The 22615-nt window shown below is 66.1% G+C and carries 20 protein-coding genes; 15 read left to right on the top strand and 5 right to left on the bottom strand.

Annotated features, from left to right (window positions below):
- Positions 1-78 precede the first annotated feature (78 nt).
- From ACQR50_RS14470 to lpdA, 3 genes are all read left to right on the top strand, one after another.
- Entirely contained in the window at positions 79-3057 is a 2979-nt protein-coding gene (locus tag ACQR50_RS14470) for a 2-oxoglutarate dehydrogenase E1 component (RefSeq protein WP_428968843.1), read from the top strand.
- A gap of 112 nt (positions 3058-3169) precedes the next feature.
- Positions 3170-4399, top strand: a complete 1230-nt coding sequence (odhB, locus tag ACQR50_RS14465; protein ID WP_428968842.1) for a 2-oxoglutarate dehydrogenase complex dihydrolipoyllysine-residue succinyltransferase — start codon at positions 3170-3172, stop codon at positions 4397-4399.
- 108 nt (positions 4400-4507) lie between these two features.
- Positions 4508-5902: a dihydrolipoyl dehydrogenase gene (gene lpdA, locus ACQR50_RS14460; RefSeq protein ID WP_076717372.1), complete on the top strand. Its 1395-nt coding sequence runs from the start codon at positions 4508-4510 to the stop codon at positions 5900-5902.
- A gap of 153 nt (positions 5903-6055) precedes the next feature.
- Here lpdA and ACQR50_RS14455 read toward each other — a convergent pair whose 3' ends face one another.
- A complete protein-coding gene (locus tag ACQR50_RS14455) occupies positions 6056-6616 on the bottom strand; it encodes a GNAT family N-acetyltransferase (protein WP_428968841.1) in 561 nt (186 codons plus the stop codon).
- A 96-nt stretch (positions 6617-6712) separates the two neighbouring features.
- Positions 6713-8182 (bottom strand): pyruvate kinase, encoded by a 1470-nt coding sequence (gene pyk / locus ACQR50_RS14450; RefSeq protein WP_428968840.1) that lies wholly within the window; start codon positions 8180-8182, stop codon positions 6713-6715.
- A gap of 72 nt (positions 8183-8254) precedes the next feature.
- Here pyk and ACQR50_RS14445 point away from each other — a divergent pair, with 72 nt between their 5' ends.
- Both ACQR50_RS14445 and ACQR50_RS14440 read left to right on the top strand, forming a co-directional pair.
- The gene (locus ACQR50_RS14445; protein WP_428968839.1) at positions 8255-8557 is read left to right on the top strand and encodes a DUF1244 domain-containing protein; all 303 of its coding nucleotides are present in this window, start codon (positions 8255-8257) and stop codon (positions 8555-8557) included.
- 144 nt (positions 8558-8701) lie between these two features.
- Positions 8702-8962 carry a DUF2312 domain-containing protein gene (locus ACQR50_RS14440; RefSeq protein ID WP_037570224.1) on the top strand — a complete coding sequence of 87 codons (261 nt, stop codon included), beginning with the start codon at positions 8702-8704 and terminating at the stop codon, positions 8960-8962.
- Positions 8963-9153: 191 nt separating this feature from the next.
- Here ACQR50_RS14440 and ACQR50_RS14435 read toward each other — a convergent pair whose 3' ends face one another.
- Complete coding sequence (locus ACQR50_RS14435) at positions 9154-10617, bottom strand: helicase HerA domain-containing protein (protein WP_428968838.1); 1464 nt, start codon at positions 10615-10617, stop codon at positions 9154-9156.
- Positions 10618-10686: 69 nt separating this feature from the next.
- Here ACQR50_RS14435 and ACQR50_RS14430 point away from each other — a divergent pair, with 69 nt between their 5' ends.
- From ACQR50_RS14430 to ruvA, 5 genes are all read left to right on the top strand, one after another.
- Complete coding sequence (locus ACQR50_RS14430) at positions 10687-11226, top strand: DUF1003 domain-containing protein (RefSeq protein ID WP_184104786.1); 540 nt, start codon at positions 10687-10689, stop codon at positions 11224-11226.
- A gap of 27 nt (positions 11227-11253) precedes the next feature.
- Complete coding sequence (locus tag ACQR50_RS14425; protein WP_056437018.1) at positions 11254-11997, top strand: YebC/PmpR family DNA-binding transcriptional regulator; 744 nt, start codon at positions 11254-11256, stop codon at positions 11995-11997.
- A gap of 103 nt (positions 11998-12100) precedes the next feature.
- The gene (gene ruvC / locus ACQR50_RS14420) at positions 12101-12619 is read left to right on the top strand and encodes a crossover junction endodeoxyribonuclease RuvC (RefSeq protein ID WP_058746350.1); all 519 of its coding nucleotides are present in this window, start codon (positions 12101-12103) and stop codon (positions 12617-12619) included.
- Positions 12620-12764: 145 nt separating this feature from the next.
- Positions 12765-14342, top strand: a complete 1578-nt coding sequence (locus tag ACQR50_RS14415; RefSeq protein ID WP_428968837.1) for a hypothetical protein — start codon at positions 12765-12767, stop codon at positions 14340-14342.
- Complete coding sequence (ruvA, locus tag ACQR50_RS14410; RefSeq protein ID WP_428968836.1) at positions 14339-14938, top strand: Holliday junction branch migration protein RuvA; 600 nt, start codon at positions 14339-14341, stop codon at positions 14936-14938. The genes ACQR50_RS14415 and ruvA overlap by 4 nt, the downstream gene beginning before the upstream one ends.
- Before the next feature lie 117 nt (positions 14939-15055).
- Here the strand turns inward: ruvA and ACQR50_RS14405 are convergent, their stop codons facing one another.
- A complete protein-coding gene (locus ACQR50_RS14405) occupies positions 15056-15949 on the bottom strand; it encodes a 2-hydroxyacid dehydrogenase (RefSeq protein ID WP_428968835.1) in 894 nt (297 codons plus the stop codon).
- A gap of 155 nt (positions 15950-16104) precedes the next feature.
- Between ACQR50_RS14405 and ruvB the strand changes: the two genes are divergently transcribed.
- The 4 genes from ruvB to ACQR50_RS14385 all read left to right on the top strand — a co-directional run bounded on the left by ruvB (position 16105) and on the right by ACQR50_RS14385 (position 20865).
- Positions 16105-17130, top strand: coding sequence for a Holliday junction branch migration DNA helicase RuvB (gene ruvB, locus ACQR50_RS14400; protein WP_056437034.1), 1026 nt, complete (start codon positions 16105-16107; stop codon positions 17128-17130).
- Between the two features lie 522 nt (positions 17131-17652).
- Entirely contained in the window at positions 17653-18867 is a 1215-nt protein-coding gene (locus tag ACQR50_RS14395) for a toxic anion resistance protein (RefSeq protein ID WP_428968834.1), read from the top strand.
- 4 nt (positions 18868-18871) lie between these two features.
- A complete protein-coding gene (locus ACQR50_RS14390; protein ID WP_428968833.1) occupies positions 18872-19606 on the top strand; it encodes a hypothetical protein in 735 nt (244 codons plus the stop codon).
- Positions 19606-20865 carry a hypothetical protein gene (locus ACQR50_RS14385; RefSeq protein ID WP_428968832.1) on the top strand — a complete coding sequence of 420 codons (1260 nt, stop codon included), beginning with the start codon at positions 19606-19608 and terminating at the stop codon, positions 20863-20865. Before ACQR50_RS14390 ends, ACQR50_RS14385 begins: the two co-directional genes overlap by 1 nt.
- Positions 20866-21410: 545 nt before the next feature.
- Here the strand turns inward: ACQR50_RS14385 and ACQR50_RS14380 are convergent.
- A complete protein-coding gene (locus ACQR50_RS14380; protein ID WP_428968831.1) occupies positions 21411-21938 on the bottom strand; it encodes a hypothetical protein in 528 nt (175 codons plus the stop codon).
- A 137-nt stretch (positions 21939-22075) separates the two neighbouring features.
- Between ACQR50_RS14380 and ACQR50_RS14375 the strand changes: the two genes are divergently transcribed.
- Positions 22076-22447, top strand: a complete 372-nt coding sequence (locus ACQR50_RS14375) for a PRC-barrel domain-containing protein (RefSeq protein ID WP_056437049.1) — start codon at positions 22076-22078, stop codon at positions 22445-22447.
- Positions 22448-22615 lie beyond the last annotated feature (168 nt).

Genomic DNA, 22615 nt, shown 5'->3' with positions numbered 1-22615 from the left:
CCGCTCGCGGCTGCGGACCCCAGGCGGATGTGCCGGGGTGGCGATCATGAAGAAGACGGGCGGTCGAGGAAGCGTCTCATGGGCTACGAAGGCCAGGAATTCAGCGACATCGCGGCGGGCGTCAGCCCCGCCTTCATCGAAACGCTCTACGCCAAGTATCAGGCCGACCAGTCGTCGGTCGATGCGGGCTGGCGGGCCTTCTTCGAGGGTCTGGAGCAGGGCGTGGGCGCCCCCAGCTGGCAGAACAAGCGCTGGCCGCTGACCTCGACCGACGATCTGACGGCGGGCCTCGACCCGACCCAGATGGAACCGGCCCCCAAGCCCGCCAAGGGTGGCAAGCCCGCTCCGGCCGCCGCCGCCGCGGCCCCTTCGACCGCCGACATCGTCAAGGCGGCGGGTGACGCGATTCGCGCCCAGCTGCTGATCCGCACCTATCGCGTGCGCGGCCACCTTGCGGCGAACCTCGACCCGCTGGGCCTGTCGGGCCTGCGCGAGCTGCCGGAAGATCTGAAGACCGAATATCACGGCTTCACCGACGCCGATATCGATCGCAAGGTCTATCTCGGCGGCACGATGGGCTTCGAATGGGCGACCGTTCGCGAGCTGGTCGACACGCTGCGCAAGAATTACTGCGGCAATATCGGCCTGGAATATATGCACATCGCGGACGTGGAGGAGCGCCGCTTCCTCCAGGACCGGATGGAAGGCCAGGACAAGGCGATCGACTTCACCGTCGATGGCAAGAAGGCGATCCTGAACAAGGTCATCGAGGCCGAGCAGTGGGAAAAGTTCCTCGGCAAGAAATATGTCGGCACCAAGCGCTTCGGCCTGGACGGCGGCGAGTCGATGATCCCCGCGCTCGAGTCGGTCATCAAATATGGTGGCCAGATGGGCGTACGCGAGATCGTGTTCGGCATGGCGCATCGCGGCCGCCTGAACGTGCTGGCCAATGTCATGGCCAAGCCGCTGCGCGTGATCTTCCACGAATTCGCCGGCGGTTCGGCCAACCCCGATGATATCGGCGGTTCGGGCGACGTGAAGTATCACCTGGGCACCTCGACCGATCGTGAGTTCGACGGCCACAAGGTCCATATGTCGCTGGTCGCCAATCCCTCGCACCTCGAGGCGGTGAACCCGGTCGTGCTGGGCAAGACCCGCGCGATCCAGACGATCGCCGACGACCTGACCGATCACTCGGCTTCCGTCCCGGTGCTGATCCATGGCGACGCCGCCTTTGCGGGCCAGGGCATCGTCTGGGAGTGCCTCGGCTTCTCCGGCATTCGTGGTTACAACACGGGTGGTTGCGTCCACTTCATCATCAACAACCAGGTGGGCTTCACCACCTCGCCGCAGTTCGCGCGCTCCTCGCCCTATCCGTCGGATGTGGCCAAGGGCGTCCAGGCGCCGGTCTTCCACGTCAATGGCGACGATCCCGAGGCGGTGACCTTCGCCACCAAGATGGCGATCGAGTTCCGCCAGAAGTTCCACCGCGACATCGTGATCGACATGTGGTGCTATCGCCGCTTCGGTCATAACGAAGGCGACGAGCCGGGCTTCACCCAGCCGCTGATGTACAACAAGATCCGCTCGCACCCCGGTGTCGCCGAGACCTATGCGAAGCGCCTTGTGTCCGAGGGTGTGGTCGATCAGGCCTGGGTCGACGAGAACATCAAGCAGTACACCACCCGCTGCGAAGGCGAGTTCGAGGCGGGCCAGAGCTACAAGCCCAACAAGGCCGACTGGTTCGCTGGTCGCTGGTCGGGTCTGTCGGCGCCGAAGGAGACCGATCAGGGTCGCCGCAACGTGGAGACCGGTCTCGACAAGAAGCTGTTCGACGCGATCGGTCGCACGCTGACCACGATCCCCGAGGGGCTTCAGGTCCACAAGACGCTGAACCGCGTGCTCGACGCCAAGCGCCAGATGTTCGCCACCGGCGAGAATTTCGACTGGGCGACCGGCGAGGCCTTGGCCTTCGGTTCTCTGCTGTCGGAAGGTTACGGCGTCCGTCTGTCGGGCCAGGATTCGGGTCGCGGCACCTTCTCGCAGCGTCACGCGGTCTGGGTCGACCAGACCGACGAGCACAAATATGTGCCGCTCAAGACCGTCGAGCATGGCAGCTTCGAAGTGCTGGATAGCCCGCTGTCCGAATATGGCGTGCTCGGCTTCGAGTACGGCTATGCGCTGGCCGACCCGAAGACGCTGGTCATGTGGGAGGCGCAGTTCGGCGACTTCGTCAACGGCGCGCAGATCATGATCGACCAGTTCATCACGTCGGGCGAGTCCAAGTGGCTGCGGGCCAACGGCCTGGTGATGCTGCTGCCGCACGGCTATGAAGGGCAGGGTCCGGAGCACTCGTCGGCCCGTCCCGAGCGCTTCCTCCAGTCCTGCGCCAACGACAATATCCAGGTTGCGAACTGCACCACCCCGGCCAACTATTTCCACCTGTTGCGCCGCCAGATGCACCGCAATTTCCGCAAGCCCCTGATCGTGATGACGCCCAAGTCGCTGCTGCGTCACAAGCTGGCGGTGTCGAAGGCCGAGGACTTCCAGGGCGAGAGCCACTTCCGTCGCCTGCTGTCGGACACCAATGGTGCCGCCGACGAGGCCACGACGCGGCTGGTCCTGTGCACCGGCAAGGTCGCCTATGACCTGATCGAGGCACGCGACGCGGCGGGCGACACCACGACCCAGATCGTGCGCGTCGAGCAGCTCTATCCGTTCCCGAGCGATGCGCTCGCCAAGCGGATCGCGCGCATGCCAAACCTGCAGGACGTGGTCTGGGCGCAGGAAGAGCCGAAGAACAACGGTTACTGGTTCTTCGTCGAGCCGCTGATCGAGGAGTCGCTGGCGGCCGCCGGTGCGAGCGTGAAGCGGGCGCGTTACGCGGGTCGTGCGGCGGCGGCTTCGCCCGCCACCGGCCTGATGAAGCGCCACACCGCCGAGCAAGGCGCGCTGGTCGCCGATGCGCTGGGCCATAATGTCCGCGAGGAAATCCGCCGGACGCGCGCCGAGGGCAGCAACACCACCGCCAAGCCGACCACGGCGGCCGCGGACTGACTTACCGAGTTCCCCGGTTCGTGACCGAGCCGGGGAGGGATGAAATCTGGCGCGGGCGTTTTGCCCGCCCGCGTAAGAGCCCCGGTCGATGGACCGGGCGGAGGAAATGGAAATGGCGACTGAAGTTCTGGTCCCGGTACTGGGCGAATCGATCTCCGAGGCGACGCTGGGCGAATGGCTGAAGCAGCCGGGTGACGCGGTGGCGGTTGACGAGCCGATCGCGAGCCTGGAGACCGACAAGGTCTCGGTCGAAGTGCCCTCGCCGGTGGCGGGTGTCATGGGTGAGCATGCCGTGAAGGTCGGCGACACGGTTCAGGTCGGCGCGATGCTGGCGACCGTCGAGGCCGGTGGCTCGGCCCCGGCCAAGACCGAAGCGGCGACGCCTGCCGCAACCGCTGCTCCGGCGGCGGCGGCTCCCGCTGCGGCCCCGGCCGCCGCTGACGAATCGAGCGACTCGCCCGCAGCATTGTCGCCGTCGGTGCGTCGTGCGGTGCTCGAGCATGGCCTCGACCCCGCGACGATCAAGGGCACCGGCAAGGACGGCCGCATCACCAAGGAAGATGTCGCCGCCGCCGCCGCCAACAAGTCGAGCGCACCGGCGCCTGCCGCCGCTGCTCCGGCCGCTGCCCCCGCCGGTTCGGCGCGCAAGGAAGAGCGCGTGAAGATGACGCGCCTGCGTCAGACGATCGCCAAGCGCCTGAAGGAAGCGCAGAACACCGCCGCGATGCTGACGACGTTCAACGACGTCGACATGACCGCCGTGATCGAGGCGCGCGCCAAGTATAAGGACCTGTTCGAGAAGAAGCACGGCGTCCGCCTGGGCTTCATGGGCTTCTTCGTGAAGGCCGCGACGATGGCGCTGAAGGACATTCCTTCGGTCAACGCCTCGATCGAGGGCGATGAGATCGTCTATCACGATTATGCCGACATCTCGGTCGCCGTCTCGGCGCCGAACGGCCTGGTCGTGCCGGTCATCCGCGATGCGCAGGATCTGACGGTCGCGGGCATCGAAAAGACGATCGGCGACTTCGGCAAGCGCGCCAAGGACGGCACGCTGAAGATGGACGAGATGAAGGGCGGTACCTTCACCATCTCGAACGGCGGCGTGTTCGGCTCGCTGATGTCGACCCCGATCATCAACCCGCCCCAGTCGGCGGTGCTGGGCCTCCACCGCATCGAGGAGCGTCCCGTGGTCGTCGACGGCCAGATCGTCATCCGCCCGATGATGTACCTGGCGCTGTCCTATGACCACCGCATCATCGACGGCCGCGAGGCGGTGACCTTCCTCGTCGCGCTGAAGAACGCGATCCAGGATCCGACCCGCATCCTGATCGACCTCTGATCGCTTTGTGATCTATACGGGCCCTCGAACGGTCGAGGGTCCGTCCTTGCTGTGACAGGCGGGTGCGCCCGCAGGCTGGACCCCTGAACCGGGGAACGGGAGAGACAAATGGCTGAGTATGACTATGACGTCCTGGTGATCGGCGCTGGCCCCGGCGGCTATGTCGCGGCGATCCGCGCGGCGCAGCTGGGCCTGAAGACCGCATGCGCCGAAGCGCGCGAGACGCTGGGCGGCACCTGCCTCAATGTCGGCTGCATCCCGTCCAAGGCGCTGCTCCACGCGTCCGAGCTGTTCGAGGAAGCGAGCCACGGGGCGCTGGCCAAGTTCGGTGTCGAGATCGAGGGCGCCAAGCTCAACCTCGACCAGATGCACGCCGAAAAGGCCAAGGCGGTCGGCGAACTGACCGGCGGCATCGAATATCTGTTCAAGAAGAACAAGGTCACCTGGCTGAAGGGCAAGGCCGCGTTCCAGGATTCGAGCACGGTCAAGGTCGGCGACCAGACCGTCACCGCACGCGACATCGTGATCGCGACCGGCTCGGTCGTGACCCCGCTGCCGGGCGTCGCAATCGACCAGAAGGTCGTCGTCGACTCGACCGGCGCGCTGGCGCTGCCGAAGGTGCCGGAGCATCTGGTCGTCATCGGCGGCGGCGTGATCGGGCTGGAGCTGGGCTCGGTCTGGCGTCGTCTGGGGGCCAAGGTCACGGTCGTCGAATATCTCGACCAGATTCTGCCGGGCTTCGATGGTGAGGTCCGCAAGGAATCGGCCAAGCTGTTCAAGAAGCAGGGCATGGAGCTGAAGACCTCGACCAAGGTGACCGGCGTCACCGTCGAGGGCGACCGCGCGACCGTGTCGGTCGAACCGGCGGCGGGCGGTGCGGCGGAAACGCTGTCGGCCGACGCCGTGCTGGTCGCGATCGGCCGCAAGCCCAACACCGACGGGCTGAACCTCGAAGCCGCCGGCGTGAAGCTGAACGGCCGTGGCCAGGTCGAGATCGACCATGACTTCGCGACCAATGTCGACGGCGTCTGGGCGATCGGCGACGTGGCACCGGGCCTGATGCTCGCGCACAAGGCCGAGGACGAAGGCGTCGCGGTGGCGGAGAACATCGCGGGCCAGACCGGCATCGTGAACCACGACGTCATCCCCAGCGTGGTCTACACCATGCCCGAAATCGCCGGTGTCGGCCTGTCGGAAGAAGCGGCCAAGGAGCGTGGCGAGGTCAAGGTCGGCAAGTTCCCCTTCATGGCGAACAGCCGCGCCAAGACCAACCGCGACACCGACGGCTTCGTGAAGGTCATCGCCGACGCCAAGACCGACCGCGTGCTGGGCGTGTGGATCATCTCCTCGCTCGCGGGCACGATGATCGCGCAGGCCGCGCAGGCGATGGAGTTCGGCGCGACGTCGGAAGACATCGCCTATACCTGCCACGCCCACCCGACCCATGCCGAGGCGCTCAAGGAAGCCGCCATGGCGGTGCAGGGCAAGCCGATCCACATCTGATCGGCTATCGCCGGACGAACGAAGGGGGCGGGCATCGCGAGGTGCCCGCCCCTTTTGTCATGGGCCTCTCGAATTCCTCCCCTGCAAGGGGAGGGCGATCATGCGCGGCATGGTGGAGGGGTATCCCACTCTCGATAGCGCGACACCCCTCCGTCAGGCCTTCGGCCCGCCACCTCCCTTTGCAGGGGAGGAAAAGAGCTCCAGGCTCATCCGCACGGACGGAACTTCGCCGCCGACGGCGACGCAGGGGCGCATGACGCGGCCCGCCTCGACAAAACCGAGCTTGGTAAGCACTCGACCCGACGCAGGATTGTCCTCGAAATAGCCGGAGGTCAGGCGAGCAAGCCCAACATGCTCGAATCCAAAATCCACGACCACCCGCGCTGCTTCGGTCGCTATTCCCCGTCCCCAATGGGCCGGGGACAGCCAATAGCCCAGCTCTGCCGTCTCCTCCTCCGGGGTCAGGCCGACCGCACCGATCAGCCGGTCCTCGCCCCGCAGCGTGATCGCCCAGACCCATTCGGCGGGCACGACCCGCTCCAGAAAGAAGCGCACATCATCCGGCCCATAAGGGTGCGGCACGCGGGCCAGACGGCGTGCGACGTCCCAGTCCCCGACGATGGAGATGATCGCCTCCCCATCATGCTCGGTCGGACGCCGCAGCGACAGGCGGGTGGTGGCGAGGTCGGGGCGGCTATCGAGATAAGGGATCATGGTCTTGCCCACCGAAAGTTCATGGCATCGGCACCGGACACAAAAAAGGCGGCCAACGCTTTCGCGCCGCCGCCCTTCCTGTTCCTGACGAAAGGCTTACGCCTCGCTGCGATCCCCATAATTGGCCAGTTCGTCGCCCATGATGCGGGTGACGTGCAGCACGTTGGTCGACCCCGGCGTGCGGAAGGGGACGCCCGCCATCAGCACGACCTGGTTGCCCGCCTCGGCGATGCCGTGGCGCAGCGCCATGCGCTTGGACTTGGCGACCATTTCCTCGAAGGATTCTACATCGCGGGTGTGGACCGCGTGGGCGCCCCAGAGCAGGCCCAGGCGACGGGCCGTCTCCAGCTGCGGCGTCAGGACCAGCAGCGGCACCGAGGGACGCTCGCGCGCGATGCGGCGCGCGGTCGAGCCGCTGGTGGTGAAGCAGATGATCGCCTTGGCCGACACGGTGTCGGTGATCCGGGCCGCCGCCTCGGCCAGTGCGTCGGCGGTGGTCGGATCGGGGGTCATCGCGGTGAAGTGGACGCGGTCGCCATGGCCGGGGTCGTTTTCCACCGACACGCCGATCGCGTTCATCATCGCGACCGACTCGACCGGCCAGGACCCCGCCGCCGACTCGGCCGACAGCATGATCGCGTCGGCGCCGTCGTATATGGCGGTCGCCACGTCCGACACTTCGGCGCGGGTGGGCGAGGGGCTCTGGATCATCGATTCGAGCATCTGCGTCGCGACCACCACCGGGCGGCCCATGCGGCGCGACACCTCGACGATGCGCTTCTGGAGCGGCGGCACCGCCTGGGGCGGCAGTTCGACGCCCAGGTCGCCGCGCGCGACCATCACGCCGTCGCACTGCTCGACGATCTCCTCCAGGCGGTCGATCGCCTGCGGCTTCTCGATCTTGGCGAGAAGCGCGGCGCGTCCCTTGATCAGGCCGCGCGCCTCCATCAGGTCCTCAGGGCGCTGGACGAAGGACAGGGCGATCCAGTCCACGCCCTGTTCGACCGCAAAGGCGAGGTCCGAACGGTCCTTCTCGGTCAGCGCGGCCATGGGCAGCACGACGTCGGGGACGTTCAGCCCCTTGTTGTTCGACAGCGCACCGCCGACCTCGACCAGCGTGGTGATCTTGTCCGCGTCATGGAAGGCGACGCGCAGCACCAGCTTGCCGTCGTCGAGCAGCAGGCGCGCACCCGGTTCGATCGCGGCAAAGATTTCCTTGTGCGGCAGCTCGACACGGGTCGCGTCGCCCGGCGTCGGATCGCGATCGAGGATGAAGGTGCTGCCGGTTTCCAGCATGATCTTGCCCTCGGCGAACTTGCCGACGCGCAGCTTCGGGCCCTGAAGATCGGCAAGGATCGTGGTCGGGCGGCCGAACCGCTCCTCCAGGCCCCGGATCGCCTGGATCAGCGGAATCTTCGATTGCTGATCGCCATGGCTCATATTGATTCGGAAGGCGTCGGCGCCAGCCTGAAACAGGGTGGCGATCGTCTCGGGATCGCTGCTGGCCGGGCCGAGCGTGGCGAGGACGCGGACTTTGCGCGAACGAGGTGGGAGGGCCTTGGTCATGTTCACATCCTGCTTCTTTGCGGCCAGTGTCCTAAAGCCTAATGCGTTACGATCAACCTAGGAGCGACGAATATGAGCGATACGCTGGATGCGTTGAATGCAATCGATGACGCGGCGGCCGCAGCGGCTTTTCGTCGTTTGGTGATGCACTTGCGTCATCGGACCGATGCGCAGAATGTCGACCTGATGGGGCTGGCGGGCTTTTGCCGCAACTGCCTGTCCGACTGGGTGGGCGAGGCCGCCGGAGTGGACAAAGCCACCGCGCGGGCCGCGATCTACGGCATGCCCTATGACCAGTGGAAGGCCGATCATCAGGCCGAAGCGACGCCGGAGCAGCTGGCGCGTATGGCCGAGAGTGTGAAGAAGAACCGTTAACCCCCGCTTGAGCGACGGCGCGGAAGCGCCTAGACCGCCCCCGATCCCGACATCCGCGCCGGACCGACCTTGCCCATGGGCGGGGCCCGTGTCGTGGCGGCGGATTCCTGGGAGCGGACAGGATTTCAAGAAGGTTAGAAGACCATGGCGGACGAGAATTTCGACAGCAGCGGCAATGTCACGGCCGACGAGCTGCGCCTGCTGATCGAGCGGGCCGAGCGGCTGGAAGAAGAGAAGAAGGGCATTTCGGACGACATCAAGGATGTCTTCGCCGAAGCCAAGGCGCGCGGCTATGATCCGAAGGCGATCAAGAAGATCATGGCGATCCGCAAGAAGAAGCGCGAAGAGTATCAGGAAGAGGAAGCCATCCTCGAAGTGTATATGAAGGCGCTGGGCATGATCTGATCCCGGTTTCGGGTTTGGATATGCGAAGGGCGGCGGGGCTGGTGGCTCCGTCGCCCTTTTTTGTTTGTGGCGGGCGGTTGGGTGTGGCCTTCGATTTCGCTCAGGCTGAACGGGGCGTGGGAGAGGTTTGCCTGGCAAAATTCAGCCCAACCTCCGTTCCGCCTGAGCGAAGTCGAAGGCCAAGGGAAACCTCACCCCATCTCCGCCGCCTGGGTCGTCCAGCCCAGCCGGGGAATTGTGATCGAGCGCTTGCCCGTCAGGTCGGTGCGGCACACGAACAGGTCGCGGCTCTCGATATAGGCGATCAGCCGCTTTACCCGGCCCAGCGAGCTGGTCCCGTACGTCTCGGCAATCTTGGTATCCGGCGGGCAGGGCAACCCTTCCCGCGCCGCACGCGCGACCAGCAGGAACGCGCCCAGCATGTCGTCGGGCAGCATCGCGGCCAGTGCCAGGGCTTCCTGCCAGTCGGGATCGTTGACGTCGAAAATCCCCGCCCGCGCGCAGGACAGGCGACGGGCGAAGCCGTTCAGGTCGAGCGGCGGTCGGGCCAGCCCTGCCATCCGGCAGCGCACCTGGAAATCCTGGAACAGGACCGAGGCGGGGCGGAAGGTCGATTCGGGGTCCTCGACGATCGCGCGCAGCACCTGTTCATAGATCGCCTCGACCTCGACCTCGTCCATTTCCGGCGCGGGCGGCGCGGCGGTGGTCGGCAAGGGCGGGCGGCCGAGATCGGCCATCAGTTCCTCGGCGGGCACGCGGCGCGGGCGCGGGTCGAAGGTCATGGGCAGGGTCGGCGCTTCCTCGACCGGCGCGAAGAGCAGTTCCTGCAAGTCGGGCGGCGGGGCGTCGGGCAGGGGGGTTAGCTTGGGACTGCCCGACCGCGCCGAGGTCTCGACCGCGCCGATCTTCACCGTGATCGGCCGCCGCGAAACGGCGGGGCCGAGTGCCAGGAAGGTGCCGCGCGCCAGATCGCGGATCGAATCGGCCTGCCGCCGCTCCATGCCGAGCAGATCGGCGGCGCGCGCCATGTCGATGTCGAGGAAGGTGCGGCCCATCAGGAAGTTGGACGCCTCCGCCGCAACATTCTTGGCGAGCTTGGCGAGTCGCTGGGTCGCGATCACCCCCGCCAGCCCGCGCTTACGCCCGCGACACATCAGGTTGGTCATCGCGGACAGCGATGCGCGACGAACCTCCTCGGTCACTTCGCCCCCCGTCGTGGGGGCGAAAAGCTGTGCCTCGTCGACCACGACCAGCGCGGGATACCAATGCTCGCGCGGGGCGTCGAACAAGGCGTTGAGGAACGTTGCGGCGCAGCGCATCTGGCCTTCGATCTCCAGCCCTTCCAGGCTGAGGACCACCGAGGCGCGGTGTTCGCGAATCCGCGAGGCGAAGCGCCCGACCTCGCGCTCGGCATAGTCGCCCGCCTCGATCACGACATGGCCGTAAGCCTTGGACAGGGTGACGAAATCGCCCTCGGGATCGATGATCACCTGTTGCACCTGGCCCGCCGACTTTTCCAGCAGGCGGCGCAGCAGATGCGACTTTCCCGACCCCGAATTGCCCTGCACCAGCAGGCGGGTCGCCAGCAGTTCCTCAAGATCGATCGGCACCGACGAGCCGCGCTCATCGGTTCCCATATCCACGCGTACCGTCATGACTGGCGTTTGGCCGATCAACGCCCCAAGGAGCAAGGCATTTGATTCCTCACGAGGAGCGCCAAGCCCATGGCCCTGTCGACCGCTGCCGAAATCGCCCGCCGCACGCTGGGCAAGCCCGCGCACGAACTGGACGAGGAGGAAGCCCAGGTCATCGCCGATATCGAGTCGGGCCAGCTCAGTGCACGCGATGCCGCCGATGTCGCGGACGAGACCTCGACCTGGGGCGAGAAGCTGGCGGACCGGGTGGCGGCGGTCGGGGGAAGCTGGGGCTTCATCATCACCTTTTCGGTGATCCTGCTGGGGTGGATGCTGCTCAATTCGGACGTGCTCAGCCATTTCGGCATGGCGTTCGATCCGTACCCGTACATCTTCCTGAACCTGATGCTCTCGACGCTGGCGGCGATCCAGGCGCCGGTCATCATGATGAGCCAGAACCGGCAATCGGCGAAGGACCGGCTGGCCGCCAGCCTCGACTATCGCACCAATTTACGCGCCGAGATCGACATATTGCGGCTGCACCACAAGCTGGACAACGCCGTCACCGAACGGCTCGATACGCTGGAGGCGAAGATCGACGGGTTGGCAAAGGCCCTTGGGCAGTCGTAAAGAGCCCGATCATCTCAAGAGGCACCGATGGCAGGCCACAGCAAATTCAAGAACATCATGCACCGCAAGGGCGCGCAGGATAAGAAGCGCTCGGCAGCATTTTCCAAGCTTTCCCGCGAAATCACCGTGGCGGCGAAGATGGGCACGCCCGACCCGGACATGAACCCGCGTCTGCGCGCCGCCGTCAACGCCGCCAAGGCGGCCTCGATGCCCAAGGACAATATCGCGCGCGCGATCGACAAGGCCTCGCGCGGCGACGGGGAGAATTACGAAGAGGTCCGCTATGAGGGCTTCGGCCCCGGCGGTGTCAGCCTGATCATCGAGGCGCTGACCGACAATCGCAACCGCACCGCGACGAACGTGCGCACCGCGGTGTCGAAGAATGGCGGCAATCTGGGCGCGGGCGGCTCGGTCAGCCACGGCTTCGACCGGATGGGCCTGATCAACTATCCCGCCAGCGCCGGTGACGCCGAGAAGGTGTTCGAGGCCGCGCTGGAAGCCGGGGCGGAGGACGTGACCTCGTCGGAAGACGGCCACGAGATCTGGACCGCGCAGGGCGATCTGCACGAAGTCGCCAAGGCGCTGGAGCCGGTGCTGGGCGAGGCGGAAGGCGCCAAGCTCGCCTGGCGTCCGCAGACCATGGTCTCGGTCGACGAAGCGGCGGCGGCGACGTTGTTCAAGCTGATCGACACGCTGGACGATGACGACGACGTCCAGACCGTCTGGGGCAATTACGAAGTCTCCGACGAAGTGATGGAAAAGCTGGCCTGACCCCAAATCCTCCCCAAGCTTGGCTTGGGGAGGGGGACCGTGCGGCACGGCCGTGTGGTGGAGGGGCAGGGCGGTGCATGCGAACCCCTCCGGAAAGCCTGAAATGACCCCACCCCCCGCGATCATCCTCGGGCTCGACCCCGGCCTCGGCACCACCGGCTGGGGGGTGATCGCGGTGGAGGGCAACCGGCTGCGCCACGTCGCCAACGGCCAGATCAAGACCGAGCCGTCGATGCCGCTTCCCCGGCGCCTCGCGAACCTGCACGCCGCGCTCTACGACGTGATCCGCCAGCAACAGCCCGACGGCGCGGCGGTGGAAGAGGTGCTGGGCAACAGCAATGCCCAGTCCACGCTGAAGCTGGGCCAGGCGCGCGGCATCGTCCTGCTGTCGGCGGCGCAGGCCGGGCTGATCGTCGGCGAATATCACCCCAGCATCGTCAAGAAGGCGACCGTCGGCACCGGCGGCGCGGACAAGAAACAGGTCCAGGCCATGGTCGGGCATCTGCTGCCCGGCGTAAAGCTGACCGGCCCGGATGCTGCGGACGCCTTGGCGGTGGCGATCACCCACGCGCATCATCTGGCGAGTGCAAGGGCGATGGAGCGGCGCAACAGCGCGATCTGATCTGCGAGTGGGTCCGAAACGGACCGGATATGCCTGCGCCCCGCTTACGCTGACGATCTTCTCACGGCATCATCGATGACGCTCGCTCCTAAGGGGGCGGGCCTGTCGTGGCGTTGCGTTTGTCTGTTCGACGGGGAGCCAAGCCATGAAGCGCCGCCTATTCACCACATCCGCGATTCTTGCGTTCGTCACGATGCCCATGCCTGCCGAAGCGGTGATCATATCCGGGACCTCGGGAACCGCTGTACAGACCGAGCAAGACGATGGTGACGACGACCGGCCCTTCAATTGCAGCGGCGGCGACAAGGGAGGTCAAGGGCTTGACCAAATTCCGGACGGTCGCCGGCTGAGCGAAGTGATCGGGGTTCATGAATGCTGGCAGGCGAAGGTCGATAACAGGAGCTTCTACCACCTCAACGACCTTTACGGCCGCTGGGTTGTCGAACTGGTCGACGACGGCGGATATGTTCGCGATTATAAGCGAGAGCGGCACAGCGGGTTCAGTCGCTTCTTCATGGGACGGTCGCGCGGGGTGGTCATGTCGGTACGCATCCGGATGCGCGACCCCGATATCGAGTTCAACGTGCCGTTGGTCGCGGTTGATTATAACGGGCGCGGTCGTCAGGGCGAGGCTTTCGTCACCACGCTGACCGGGTCGGATATGGCGCTTCCCGATGTCCGCTTGTCCGCCAATTCCAGCGTCACGATCGAGGCGACGGGGCGCATCGCCGACGAGGTGGACATCCAGCCGACCGGAATCGTCCTGTCGACGCTTCGCGATTCGCTTGCGATCGCCGCGCCGGGGGGCTCCCTGTTGACCGCCATCAATCGCGAACAGGTCCAGCGCGTGTCGTCGGCCTATGACGTCGCCCTTTCCCGCCTGCTTTCCACATCGATTACCGAGACCGTTTCGGCCGGGCGATTGATGAGCGAATGGTATCCTGGCGCGTCGATCGCCGTCATCGTGTATCTCCCCGAAAAAATTCGTACTTCACGCTGGGGAATAGCGAGTTTTCCGGAGAACCAGACTGGCAGCAACCGCCGGATGGTGTTTCGGATCAGCATGACCTGCCCGCGTGTGTCGGTCTTCGACGTGATGAACGCCTGCCAAAAGGGTAGCGCGAGAAACGAAATAATACCCGCCTCTGACAATCTGAAAGCATTGATCTATCGGACGGACTTCAAGAAGTTGCATGGTCGTCCGGGTTTCCAGAGTGATCAATATAAATATGCGGTTGATCAACTGGCCGAGCGCGTCAGTCCCAGTCAGGTTCTGAATTTCCGATTGGGTGTCGGCAAGAATGTCCGCCAGTATCTAAGCGAGCAGGAGTGGTTCCTGGCGCTGTCCAAGCAACTCATCCTCATCAAGGACGAGGATGTGCAACAGGCCGAAGCTTCCTTCGAAGAAAACAAGAATTCGTCACCAGCCAAATCCCAAACGGACGAAACGGTGCGTGCCGCCGATCAGTTCTGTGCAGCGATTTTCGATCGGCTCTACGCCGCTGGCCTGTCGCGCCTGGACTCGCAGATCGGGCTATGGGCCGTAGCCACGGGTATCGGAGACCTCGCCACCTATCGCAGCCTGTTCCAACAGGCGCCGGTCTGCCGTGACAATCTGCCCGGTCGCGCTTGGACCTATCTGCCCAATGCGGGGCCTTCCGGCGTGGACGGCTCGCAAGACGGGATGACGACGACGGAGAGTTCTTTTAACGAAGGGGCATGATCGCGCATCTCAAGGGACGTTTGGACTCCACCGGCATCGACCATGCGGTGATCGATGTCGGGGGGGTCGGCTATCTGGTCGGCGCGTCGGCGCGCACCTTGTCGTCCATCGGGCCGGTGGGCGAGGCGGCGATGCTGCATACCGAAATGCTGGTGTCCGAGGATTCGATCCGGCTGGTGGGTTTCGCCAGCGCGGACGAGCGCGACTGGTTCCGGTTGCTGACCGGCGTGCAGGGGGTGGGCTCGCGCGTGGCGCTGGCGATCCTGTCCGCGCTGGAGCCCGCCGATCTGATGCGGGCGATCGCCAGCGGCGACAAGGCGATGGTCGCGCGGGCGAACGGCGTGGGGCCGAAGCTCGCCCAGCGGATCGTGATGGAATTGAAGGACAAGGTCGGCGGTATCGTGCTCGCGCCCGGTTCGGGCGGCGAGGTGGCCGCCTCGGCCGGGGCCGGCGCGGATGCGGTGTCGGCGCTGCTCAACCTGGGCTTCCGGCCCGCCGAGGCCAATGCGGCCGTGGCGGCGGCGGAAGAGGAATTGGGGGCCGGGGCGTCGCTCGATGCGCTGGTGCGGTTGGCCTTGCGCAAGGCGGCGAAGTAGCGCGGGGCGGGGGTGTCCCATGGGCTTCGACTTCGCTCAGCCTGAACGGCTGTTGTAGATCGGACCCGCCCCCAAACCCCGTTCAGCCTGAGCGAAGTCGAAGGCCAAGGGAAGCCATCACGCCAACAGCCCCGGCACCTCACGCCCGGCAAAATGCGCCTCCAGGTTCTCCACCACCATTGTCGCCATCGCCGCACGCCCCTCCCGCGTCGCGCTCCCCTGATGCGGGGCGAGGACGACATGGTTCATCCGGCGTAGCGCATAGGGCACGTCGGGTTCGTCGGCGAACACGTCCAGCCCCGCCCCCGCGATACGATGCGACTCCAACGCCGCGATCAGCGCGTCTTCATCCACCAGGCTGCCGCGCGCCACATTGACCAGCACGCCGTCCGCCCCCAGCCGATCGAGCACACCGGCATCGACCACCCGCCGCGTCTCGTCCCCGCCCGGCGCGGCGAGGAACAGCACGTCGCTTTCCGCCGCCAGCGTCGCCAGATCGGGCACGAAGCGCCAAGCCACCGGCTTCTGTGACCGCGCCGTGTAGAGGATCTCGCCACCGAACGGCTCCGCCCTTTTGGCAATCGCCTGTCCGATCCGGCCCAGCCCAAAAATGCCGATCCGCCGCCCGCTGGCACGCCGACCCAGCGGCACGGTCCAGTTGCCCATCCGCATTGCCCGGTCGTTCGCCGCGATCCGCCGGTCGACGGCCAGCCACAGGGCGATCGCCTGATCGGCGACATCCTCGGTCAATATGTCGGCGGTGATCGCGATGCGGATACCCCGCGCCGCGACCGCGTCATGATCGATCCCGTCATGGCCGACGCCGTGGATCGCGATAATCTCGAGTTCGGGCAGCCGGTCCAGCAGTGCGGTGTCGACCGTCATCTGCCCACCGCCGACGATTGCTTTGGTGGTCGGCGGCGGCACATCGCGGTGCAGCGTAAAGCGTTCGGCGAGCAGCAGCTCCAGGGCGGGCGAGACGGCGGTAGCCAGGAAGAGGTCGTGCGGCATGACCCCCGGTGTAGCGCGTTTCCGTCCGCGAGTCCGCTATCCGGGGTTAAGCCGTCGCACGGGCGATTGTCCCGGCCGCGCATAGCCTGCTATGTTCGTGCAATGTTCGCGGAGCTTCTCGACAGCCATGCCCCGCAACCGCTAGGGCTGACCTCGTGACCGACCAAGACCGCCTGTTATCCGCCAGCCGCCGTCCCGAGGATGTCGACGCCGCGCTTCGCCCCAAAAGCCTGGACGAATTCGTCGGGCAGCAGGCGGCGCGCGACAACTTACGTGTCTTCATCCAGGCGGCGCGCGGGCGCGGCGATGCGCTGGACCATGTGCTGTTCTTCGGCCCGCCGGGGCTGGGCAAGACGACGCTGGCGCAGATCATCGCGCGCGAGATGGGTGTGGGTTTCCGCGCGACCTCCGGCCCGGTGATCGCCAAGTCGGGTGACCTCGCCGCGCTGCTGACCAATCTGGAGGACGGCGACGTCCTGTTCATCGACGAAATCCACCGCCTGCAACCGGCGGTCGAGGAAGTCCTGTATCCCGCGATGGAGGACCGGGTCCTCGACCTGATGATCGGCGAGGGACCGTCGGCGCGTTCGGTGCGGATCGACCTGCCGCGCTTCACGCTGGTCGGTGCGACGACGCGCCAGGGATTGCTGACCACGCCCTTGCGCGATCGTTTCGGCATTCCGGTCCGCCTGCAATTCTACACGGTCGAGGAACTGACCCGCGTCGTCACCCGCGCCGCGCGGCTGCTCGACCTGCCCATTGCCGAGGACGGCGCGGTCGAGGTCGCGCGGCGCTCGCGGGGCACGCCGCGTATCGCCGGGCGGCTGCTGCGCCGGGTGCGCGACTTCGCCAGCGTGGCGGGGCATGAGATCGTCCATGCCGCCGCCGCCGACCAGGCGCTCAATCGGCTGGAGGTCGATGCGCTGGGGCTGGACGCGATGGACCGCCGCTATCTCACGATGATCGCCGACGTCTATCGCGGCGGGCCTGTCGGCGTGGAGACGCTCGCAGCCGGTCTGTCCGAACCGCGCGACACGATCGAGGAGGTGATCGAGCCGTTCCTGATCCAGCTCGGGCTGCTCGCCCGCACCGCACGGGGGCGTATCCTCAACCCCGGTGGCTGGAAGCATCTGGGGCTGAACCCGCCGGTCGGATCGCAGGACGGACTGTTCGACGCCTGATCGGGCGTAGGGCGAGGCCCCCGTCTTCGCTCAGGCCGAACGAGGAATGGTATCGCGCTGAAAACGGACCCCCGCCGGTCGAAAGACCGATAGGGGCCAGGTGGGTGTCTCTCTATGCTGCGTTCGGCCCGGCATCTTTGTTCGGCAAAAGATCACGGCCCATAACCGCATGATTCCCCACGCGAAAGCGCGGAAGCCATGAGTTTTGGGGATGACCGAACCGTGCGCAGACGCAAGGCCGAGCCGGGGTAACGAACCCCTTTGGCTTCGGTTGCGCACGAAGGACGATCAATTTCCAATCTATTCCTTCCCTTGTAGGGGAGGTGGCGCGCGTCAGCGCGTCGGAGGGGTGTCTTTCTTTCGATAGCGCGACACCCCTCCGTCAGGCCTTTGGCCTGCCACCTCCCCTGCAAGGGGAGGAAAGTTCGACGCTGCCCCTGCGCATAGTATTACCCCGATAATACACTTGAACCCGGCGACCATCCCCTCCACACTATGGATGCGTATTTGGAGAGTTTGAGAATGGCCACGACCGCCGATACCGTGACCCAGGAAAAGGGGCTGACGCTGACGCCGCCCGATCCCGTGCCGACGGTGGCGCCCGCCCAGGCCGCCGGGCTGGTGCCCGTCGACGACAAGACGCGCACCCAGCTGGAGCAGAAGGTCGACGGCTTCGTCGCCGAGCTGATCGCGCAGGACGTGAACAGCCCCGAATTCGGCCGCCGCGTCGATGCGATCACGGCGATGGGCCAGAAGGAAATCCGCGAGGCGGCCAGCCAGTCCAACCGCTTCCTCGATCGCCCGGTCAAGGCGATGGATGGCGAGACGGGGGTGGGCAAGAACCTAACCGAGCTGCGCCGCGTCGTCGAAAGTCTCGATCCCGGTCGCCAGGGCAATCTCTCCGCGCCGCGCAAGCTGCTCGGCATCCTGCCCTTCGGCAACAAGATGCGCGACTATTTCGACGGCTATCGTTCTTCGCAGACGCATATCGCGGCGATCCTGAAGAGCCTGTCCTCGGGCCGCGACGAACTGCTGATGGACAATGCCGCGATCGATACCGAGCGCGCGAATCTGTGGTCGGCCATGGGGCGGCTGGAACAGATGATCCATCTGTCCAAGACGATGGACGCGAAGCTGGAGGATACGGCCAACGAGCTGGATCATACCGACCCCGCCAAGGCCAAGGCGATCCGGGAGACCGCGCTGTTCTATACCCGCCAGCGGACCCAGGACCTGCTGACCCAGATGGCGGTGACGGTGCAGGGCTATCTGGCGCTCGATCTGGTCAAGAAGAACAATGTCGAGCTGGTAAAGGGCGTCGACCGCGCCTCGACCACCACCGTCTCGGCCCTGCGCACCGCCGTCACCGTGGCACAGGCGCTGGCCAACCAGAAGCTGGTGCTCGACCAGATCACCGCGCTCAATACCACGACCGCCAACATCATCGATTCGACCGGCAAGCTGCTGCGCAGCCAGACCGCGCAGATTCACGAGCAGGCGGCGGCCTCGACCATTCCGCTGGAGACGCTGCAACGCGCGTTCCAGAACATCTATGACACGATGGACGCGATCGACAGCTTCAAGCTGAAGGCGCTCGATTCGATGAAGACGACGGTCACGACGCTGGGCAACGAGGTCGAGAAGTCGAAGGGCTATATCGCCCGTGCCGAGGGCGCGCAGAATCCGCAGCTGACCAGCGGGTCGGCCGCGTCGTCGTTCAAGCTGGAGGCGCTGTAATCCCGTGACCACCCCCCGCTCGAACGAGGTCGATGCCCAGATCGAGCGTGCGCGCGAAGTGATGGCGCGCATCTCGCAGGATTATCGGGGCCAGGCGGAGGCCACGATCAAGCGCACCCGGCGCAAGACGCGCTCTGCGTTGCGGCGGCTTGCGATGATCGCCTTCGCCAACGGCGTCATTCTGATGGCGGCGATGGTGACGGGCCTGATCCTGCCCGGCGGCATAGGTATTTTCGGCGCGTTGGCGGCGATGATGCTGATGCTGGCGGCGACGCTCGCCATCGCACTCGCGCCCGCCCCGCGCGCGCCGACCCCGGCCAAGCTGGCGCAGGTCGATATCAAGGCGCTGCCCGCCCAGACCGAACGCTGGCTGGAGGCGCAGCGGCCGCTGCTGCCCGCACCCGCCGTGCAGCTGGTCGACCGGATCGGGCTGCGGCTCGATACGCTCTCGCCGCAGCTGGCGGGCGTCGACAACGAGACGCCCGAGGCGATGGAGGTCCGCCGCCTGATCGGCGAGCAGCTCCCCGCCTTTCTGCGCGATTACGAACGCGTGCCCGAGCCGCTCCGCCGGGTCGAACGCAATGGGCGGACGCCGGATGCGCAGTTGGTCGATGGTCTGAAGCTGATCGAACAGGAAATCGGCGACATGACCCAGCGGCTGGCGCAAGCCGATCTTGACAGCCTGTCGACGCGCGGGCGATTTCTGGAAATGAAATATCGCGAGGAAAGGGCGGACTGATGCGGAGCGCGGCGGTGGTGGTGACGATGATGCTCTCCACCGTTGCGATGGCGCAGGATGGGCCGAGCAAGGCGGACTGGGACGCGATCAACGTATCGCTGGATCAGCTGAAGGTCGGCCGCTATCTCGACGCGGCGGACATATTGCGGCCGCTGGCCTTTGACGCGGCAGGCAAGCCAAAGCCCGGTATCTTCTATAGCCAGTGGCGAGAGGCGCAGACGCGGATGACGGCCGAGCCCGCAGGTCCCGAGCCGCAACCGTCGGACGGACCTGAGGCCAAGGCGGCCGCCGAGCGTATGGTCGCCGCCACGCCGCGCGATGCGATCACGGAGATCGTCGCGCGGGCGGCCAAGACTCGGGTGGTTATCCTCAACGAAAATCATGGCCTGCCGCGCGATCGCGCCTTTGCGCTGGAAGTTGCGCGGGCCTTGCGTCCGCTGGGCTATTCGCTGCTCGCGGCGGAAACCTTCTGGAACACGGACGATCAGGCGCCGATGGCTCGGTTGGCGAAGGATGGCTTTCCAGTCCACAGCTCGGGGCATTATACCCAGGACCCGGTGTTCGGTGACTTCGTCCGGCAGTCGCTCGCCATGGGCTTTCGTCCCGTGGCCTATGAAGAGATGGGAAGCGGCAAAGGCCTGAGCCGCGCCGAGAGCATCGCCCGGCGCGAGGAGGCGCAGTCCAGCAGCTTGGCCAAGGTGCTGGCCGCCAATCCCAAGGCCAAGATGTTCGTCTATGTCGGCCACAGCCACGTCGCCGAGGAGCCGATCGACGGCTCCGGCAACGCCAAGCAAAGCTGGATGGCGGCTCTGCTGAAGGCCAAGACCGGCATCGACCCGCTGACCATCGACCAGGTCACGCTGGGGCAGAGCGCCAGCGGCTATAATGGCCTGGCGCGCCGGGTTTTGGCGGCCAAGGCATCCGGCCGCTCGGTCGTACTGTTCGACGGCGACCGTCCTATGACGGTCGGCCAATATGCCGGTGCGGTCGATCTGCAGGTCTATCATCCGGCCACGCGCATGGTGAAGGGTCGCCCCGACTGGCTGGCGATGGGGCGCAAACCGATGGCGATCCCGGCGGGCTTCGTGCCGCAAAAGGGCGAGCGGCTGGTGCAGGCATTCATCGCGGGCGAGAGCGACGATGCGATTCCGGTTGATCAGGTGCTGGTCCAGGCGGGCAAGGATGTGCCCGTCCTGCTGGTGCCCGGCGACAAGCCCCTGCGGCTGGCGATGCAGGACCCGGCATCTACCACACCCTGACCCTGCTTTCTTCCCCGTGCAGGGGAGGGGGACCATGCGCAGCATGGTGGAGGGGGTAACCGATGGAGAGGGGGCGCGCCGTAGCGGCGGTGACACCCCTCCGTCAGGCCTATGGCCTGCCACCTCGCCTTGCAGGGGAGGAAGGAGTTCATGACCTCCGGCACTTGCGGCGAACAGCCTATCCCACAAATGAAAAGGGCTGCCGGGACGTCATCCGACGGCCCCGGCAACCCCTAAACATGGTCAGCGGCCGGAGAGCTCCAGCCCGGGAGACCATGCGGGCCTCATGACATCAGGCGCGACCGTTGATTGGGGGAAAATACCCCCCGAACCGCGCCTATCGATATCAGAGACCGGCCCCCCGAACGAACTGAACCGACCCCCTTGCTGAACCATGAGACATCGGATCACCTCCTTTCGCTAGTTAAAGCCAATGCGCCCTTTCAAAGTGCGCAACGCCAATGTGCGTAGGCGAACGCCAATAAACAAGACTTGTAATGCGACGATCTTTGGCCGAGCATCCTGCGCCCGCCAAATTGCGGGACTCAGCCCCGGCAATCCTCGATCACGCGTCCGATCTCCGCATAGGCGGGGATGACCAGCGGCACCTGGCCGCTCTGCTCGATGGTGAACCGTCCCCGGCTGAACGCCATGGCATCCAGCAGCGGATCGGCGACCGGCAGCGACAGCTCCGCTCCGCCCGCGACCGCATGGGCGGTCAGACTTCGAGTCGTGCTGGAGGTGCGGATCGTGACCGCACCCGCGACCGAGGCGGGGCGGCCGAGGCGGATCTGGCGGGTGCGCGGATCGCAGGCCAGGGTCAGGCGCGTGACGCCGCCCGTGCCGAATATCGCGACCGATCCCTGCGTGGCGCGCTGATACCGCCAGTCGCCGGGCGTCAGCGGCCAGTCGCGCCAGTCGCTCCCCAGCACCGGGCGCGGCGCGGGCGGGGCAGGGCGGGCGGCCTGGCGAACCGGCGGCGTGGCCTCGGGGCGCGGGGCGGCGGGGATACAGCCCGACAGGGCGGCGGCCCCGACAATCGGGGCGAGGGAAGCAAGGGACAGGCGACGCATCGCATCCAGCCTATGCGGGAGGGGCCCCGGATGCTCAACCCCGCGCTGCGACGGGACGTGCGGATGCGGCGGGCATCGGAACCCTGATCGGAACCGGCTCCGGCTCCGGCGGTTCATCCGGCTAAACGGAGGTTAATATGGCCGAACACGACACGCCGACCCTGATCCTGGTTCAGTCCACCGTCTCGGGCACGCTGAAGCTCGAAAGCCGCGATGGCGATGCAATCGGCAGCGTCTATTCCTTCATGGTCCACAAGCGCTCGGGCCGCGCGACCCATGCCGTGCTGGCATTGGGCGGGTTCCTGGGCATGGGCAAGAGCTTCTATCCGGTGCCGTTCAGCCTGCTCCAGTTCGATCCGGTGGGCGACCAGTATGTCATCACCGTCGACCGTCGCCTGCTGGAAGGCGGGCCGAGCTGGTCCAACAATGCGCCGGTGTTCGATCAGGCTTATGCCGATCGGGTTGCGGGCTATTATGGGGTGGGGACGGAGAATTTGGATTTGGGGTGAGATTTCAGAGGGTGGTCTTTGCGGCTGGCCCTCCCCCATCCCCTCCCGCCCGCGGGAGGGGAGCGTGACTGGGCGAGCGCTAAAGCGCTACGTCTGAGAAGTTCTTGCCGCTGCCACGGACACGCCCCTCCCGCAGGCGGGAGGGGATGGGGGAGGGCTCCCTCCAAG

Source organism: Sphingomonas sp. Xoc002, from assembly GCF_050408055.1.
In the GTDB taxonomy this organism is placed as follows: Bacteria; Pseudomonadota; Alphaproteobacteria; order Sphingomonadales; family Sphingomonadaceae; genus Sphingomonas; species Sphingomonas yabuuchiae.
The sequence above is the reverse complement of the archived record's forward strand: the minus strand, read 5'-3'. Positions and strand labels throughout refer to the sequence as shown.

Excerpts from the sequence above, each read along its gene's own strand:
- ACQR50_RS14470 (WP_428968843.1), top strand. The coding sequence starts at position 79 with ATGGGCTACGAAGGCCAGGAATTCAGCGACATCGCGGCGGGCGTCAGC.
- odhB (WP_428968842.1), top strand. The coding sequence starts at position 3,170 with ATGGCGACTGAAGTTCTGGTCCCGGTACTGGGCGAATCGATCTCCGAG.
- lpdA (WP_076717372.1), top strand. The coding sequence starts at position 4,508 with ATGGCTGAGTATGACTATGACGTCCTGGTGATCGGCGCTGGCCCCGGC.
- ACQR50_RS14455 (WP_428968841.1), bottom strand. The coding sequence starts at position 6,616 with ATGATCCCTTATCTCGATAGCCGCCCCGACCTCGCCACCACCCGCCTG.
- pyk (WP_428968840.1), bottom strand. The coding sequence starts at position 8,182 with ATGACCAAGGCCCTCCCACCTCGTTCGCGCAAAGTCCGCGTCCTCGCC.
- ACQR50_RS14445 (WP_428968839.1), top strand. The coding sequence starts at position 8,255 with ATGAGCGATACGCTGGATGCGTTGAATGCAATCGATGACGCGGCGGCC.
- ACQR50_RS14440 (WP_037570224.1), top strand. The coding sequence starts at position 8,702 with ATGGCGGACGAGAATTTCGACAGCAGCGGCAATGTCACGGCCGACGAG.
- ACQR50_RS14435 (WP_428968838.1), bottom strand. The coding sequence starts at position 10,617 with ATGACGGTACGCGTGGATATGGGAACCGATGAGCGCGGCTCGTCGGTG.
- ACQR50_RS14430 (WP_184104786.1), top strand. The coding sequence starts at position 10,687 with ATGGCCCTGTCGACCGCTGCCGAAATCGCCCGCCGCACGCTGGGCAAG.
- ACQR50_RS14425 (WP_056437018.1), top strand. The coding sequence starts at position 11,254 with ATGGCAGGCCACAGCAAATTCAAGAACATCATGCACCGCAAGGGCGCG.
- ruvC (WP_058746350.1), top strand. The coding sequence starts at position 12,101 with ATGACCCCACCCCCCGCGATCATCCTCGGGCTCGACCCCGGCCTCGGC.
- ACQR50_RS14415 (WP_428968837.1), top strand. The coding sequence starts at position 12,765 with ATGAAGCGCCGCCTATTCACCACATCCGCGATTCTTGCGTTCGTCACG.
- ruvA (WP_428968836.1), top strand. The coding sequence starts at position 14,339 with ATGATCGCGCATCTCAAGGGACGTTTGGACTCCACCGGCATCGACCAT.
- ACQR50_RS14405 (WP_428968835.1), bottom strand. The coding sequence starts at position 15,949 with ATGCCGCACGACCTCTTCCTGGCTACCGCCGTCTCGCCCGCCCTGGAG.
- ACQR50_RS14395 (WP_428968834.1), top strand. The coding sequence starts at position 17,653 with ATGGCCACGACCGCCGATACCGTGACCCAGGAAAAGGGGCTGACGCTG.
- ACQR50_RS14385 (WP_428968832.1), top strand. The coding sequence starts at position 19,606 with ATGCGGAGCGCGGCGGTGGTGGTGACGATGATGCTCTCCACCGTTGCG.
- ACQR50_RS14380 (WP_428968831.1), bottom strand. The coding sequence starts at position 21,938 with ATGCGTCGCCTGTCCCTTGCTTCCCTCGCCCCGATTGTCGGGGCCGCC.
- ACQR50_RS14375 (WP_056437049.1), top strand. The coding sequence starts at position 22,076 with ATGGCCGAACACGACACGCCGACCCTGATCCTGGTTCAGTCCACCGTC.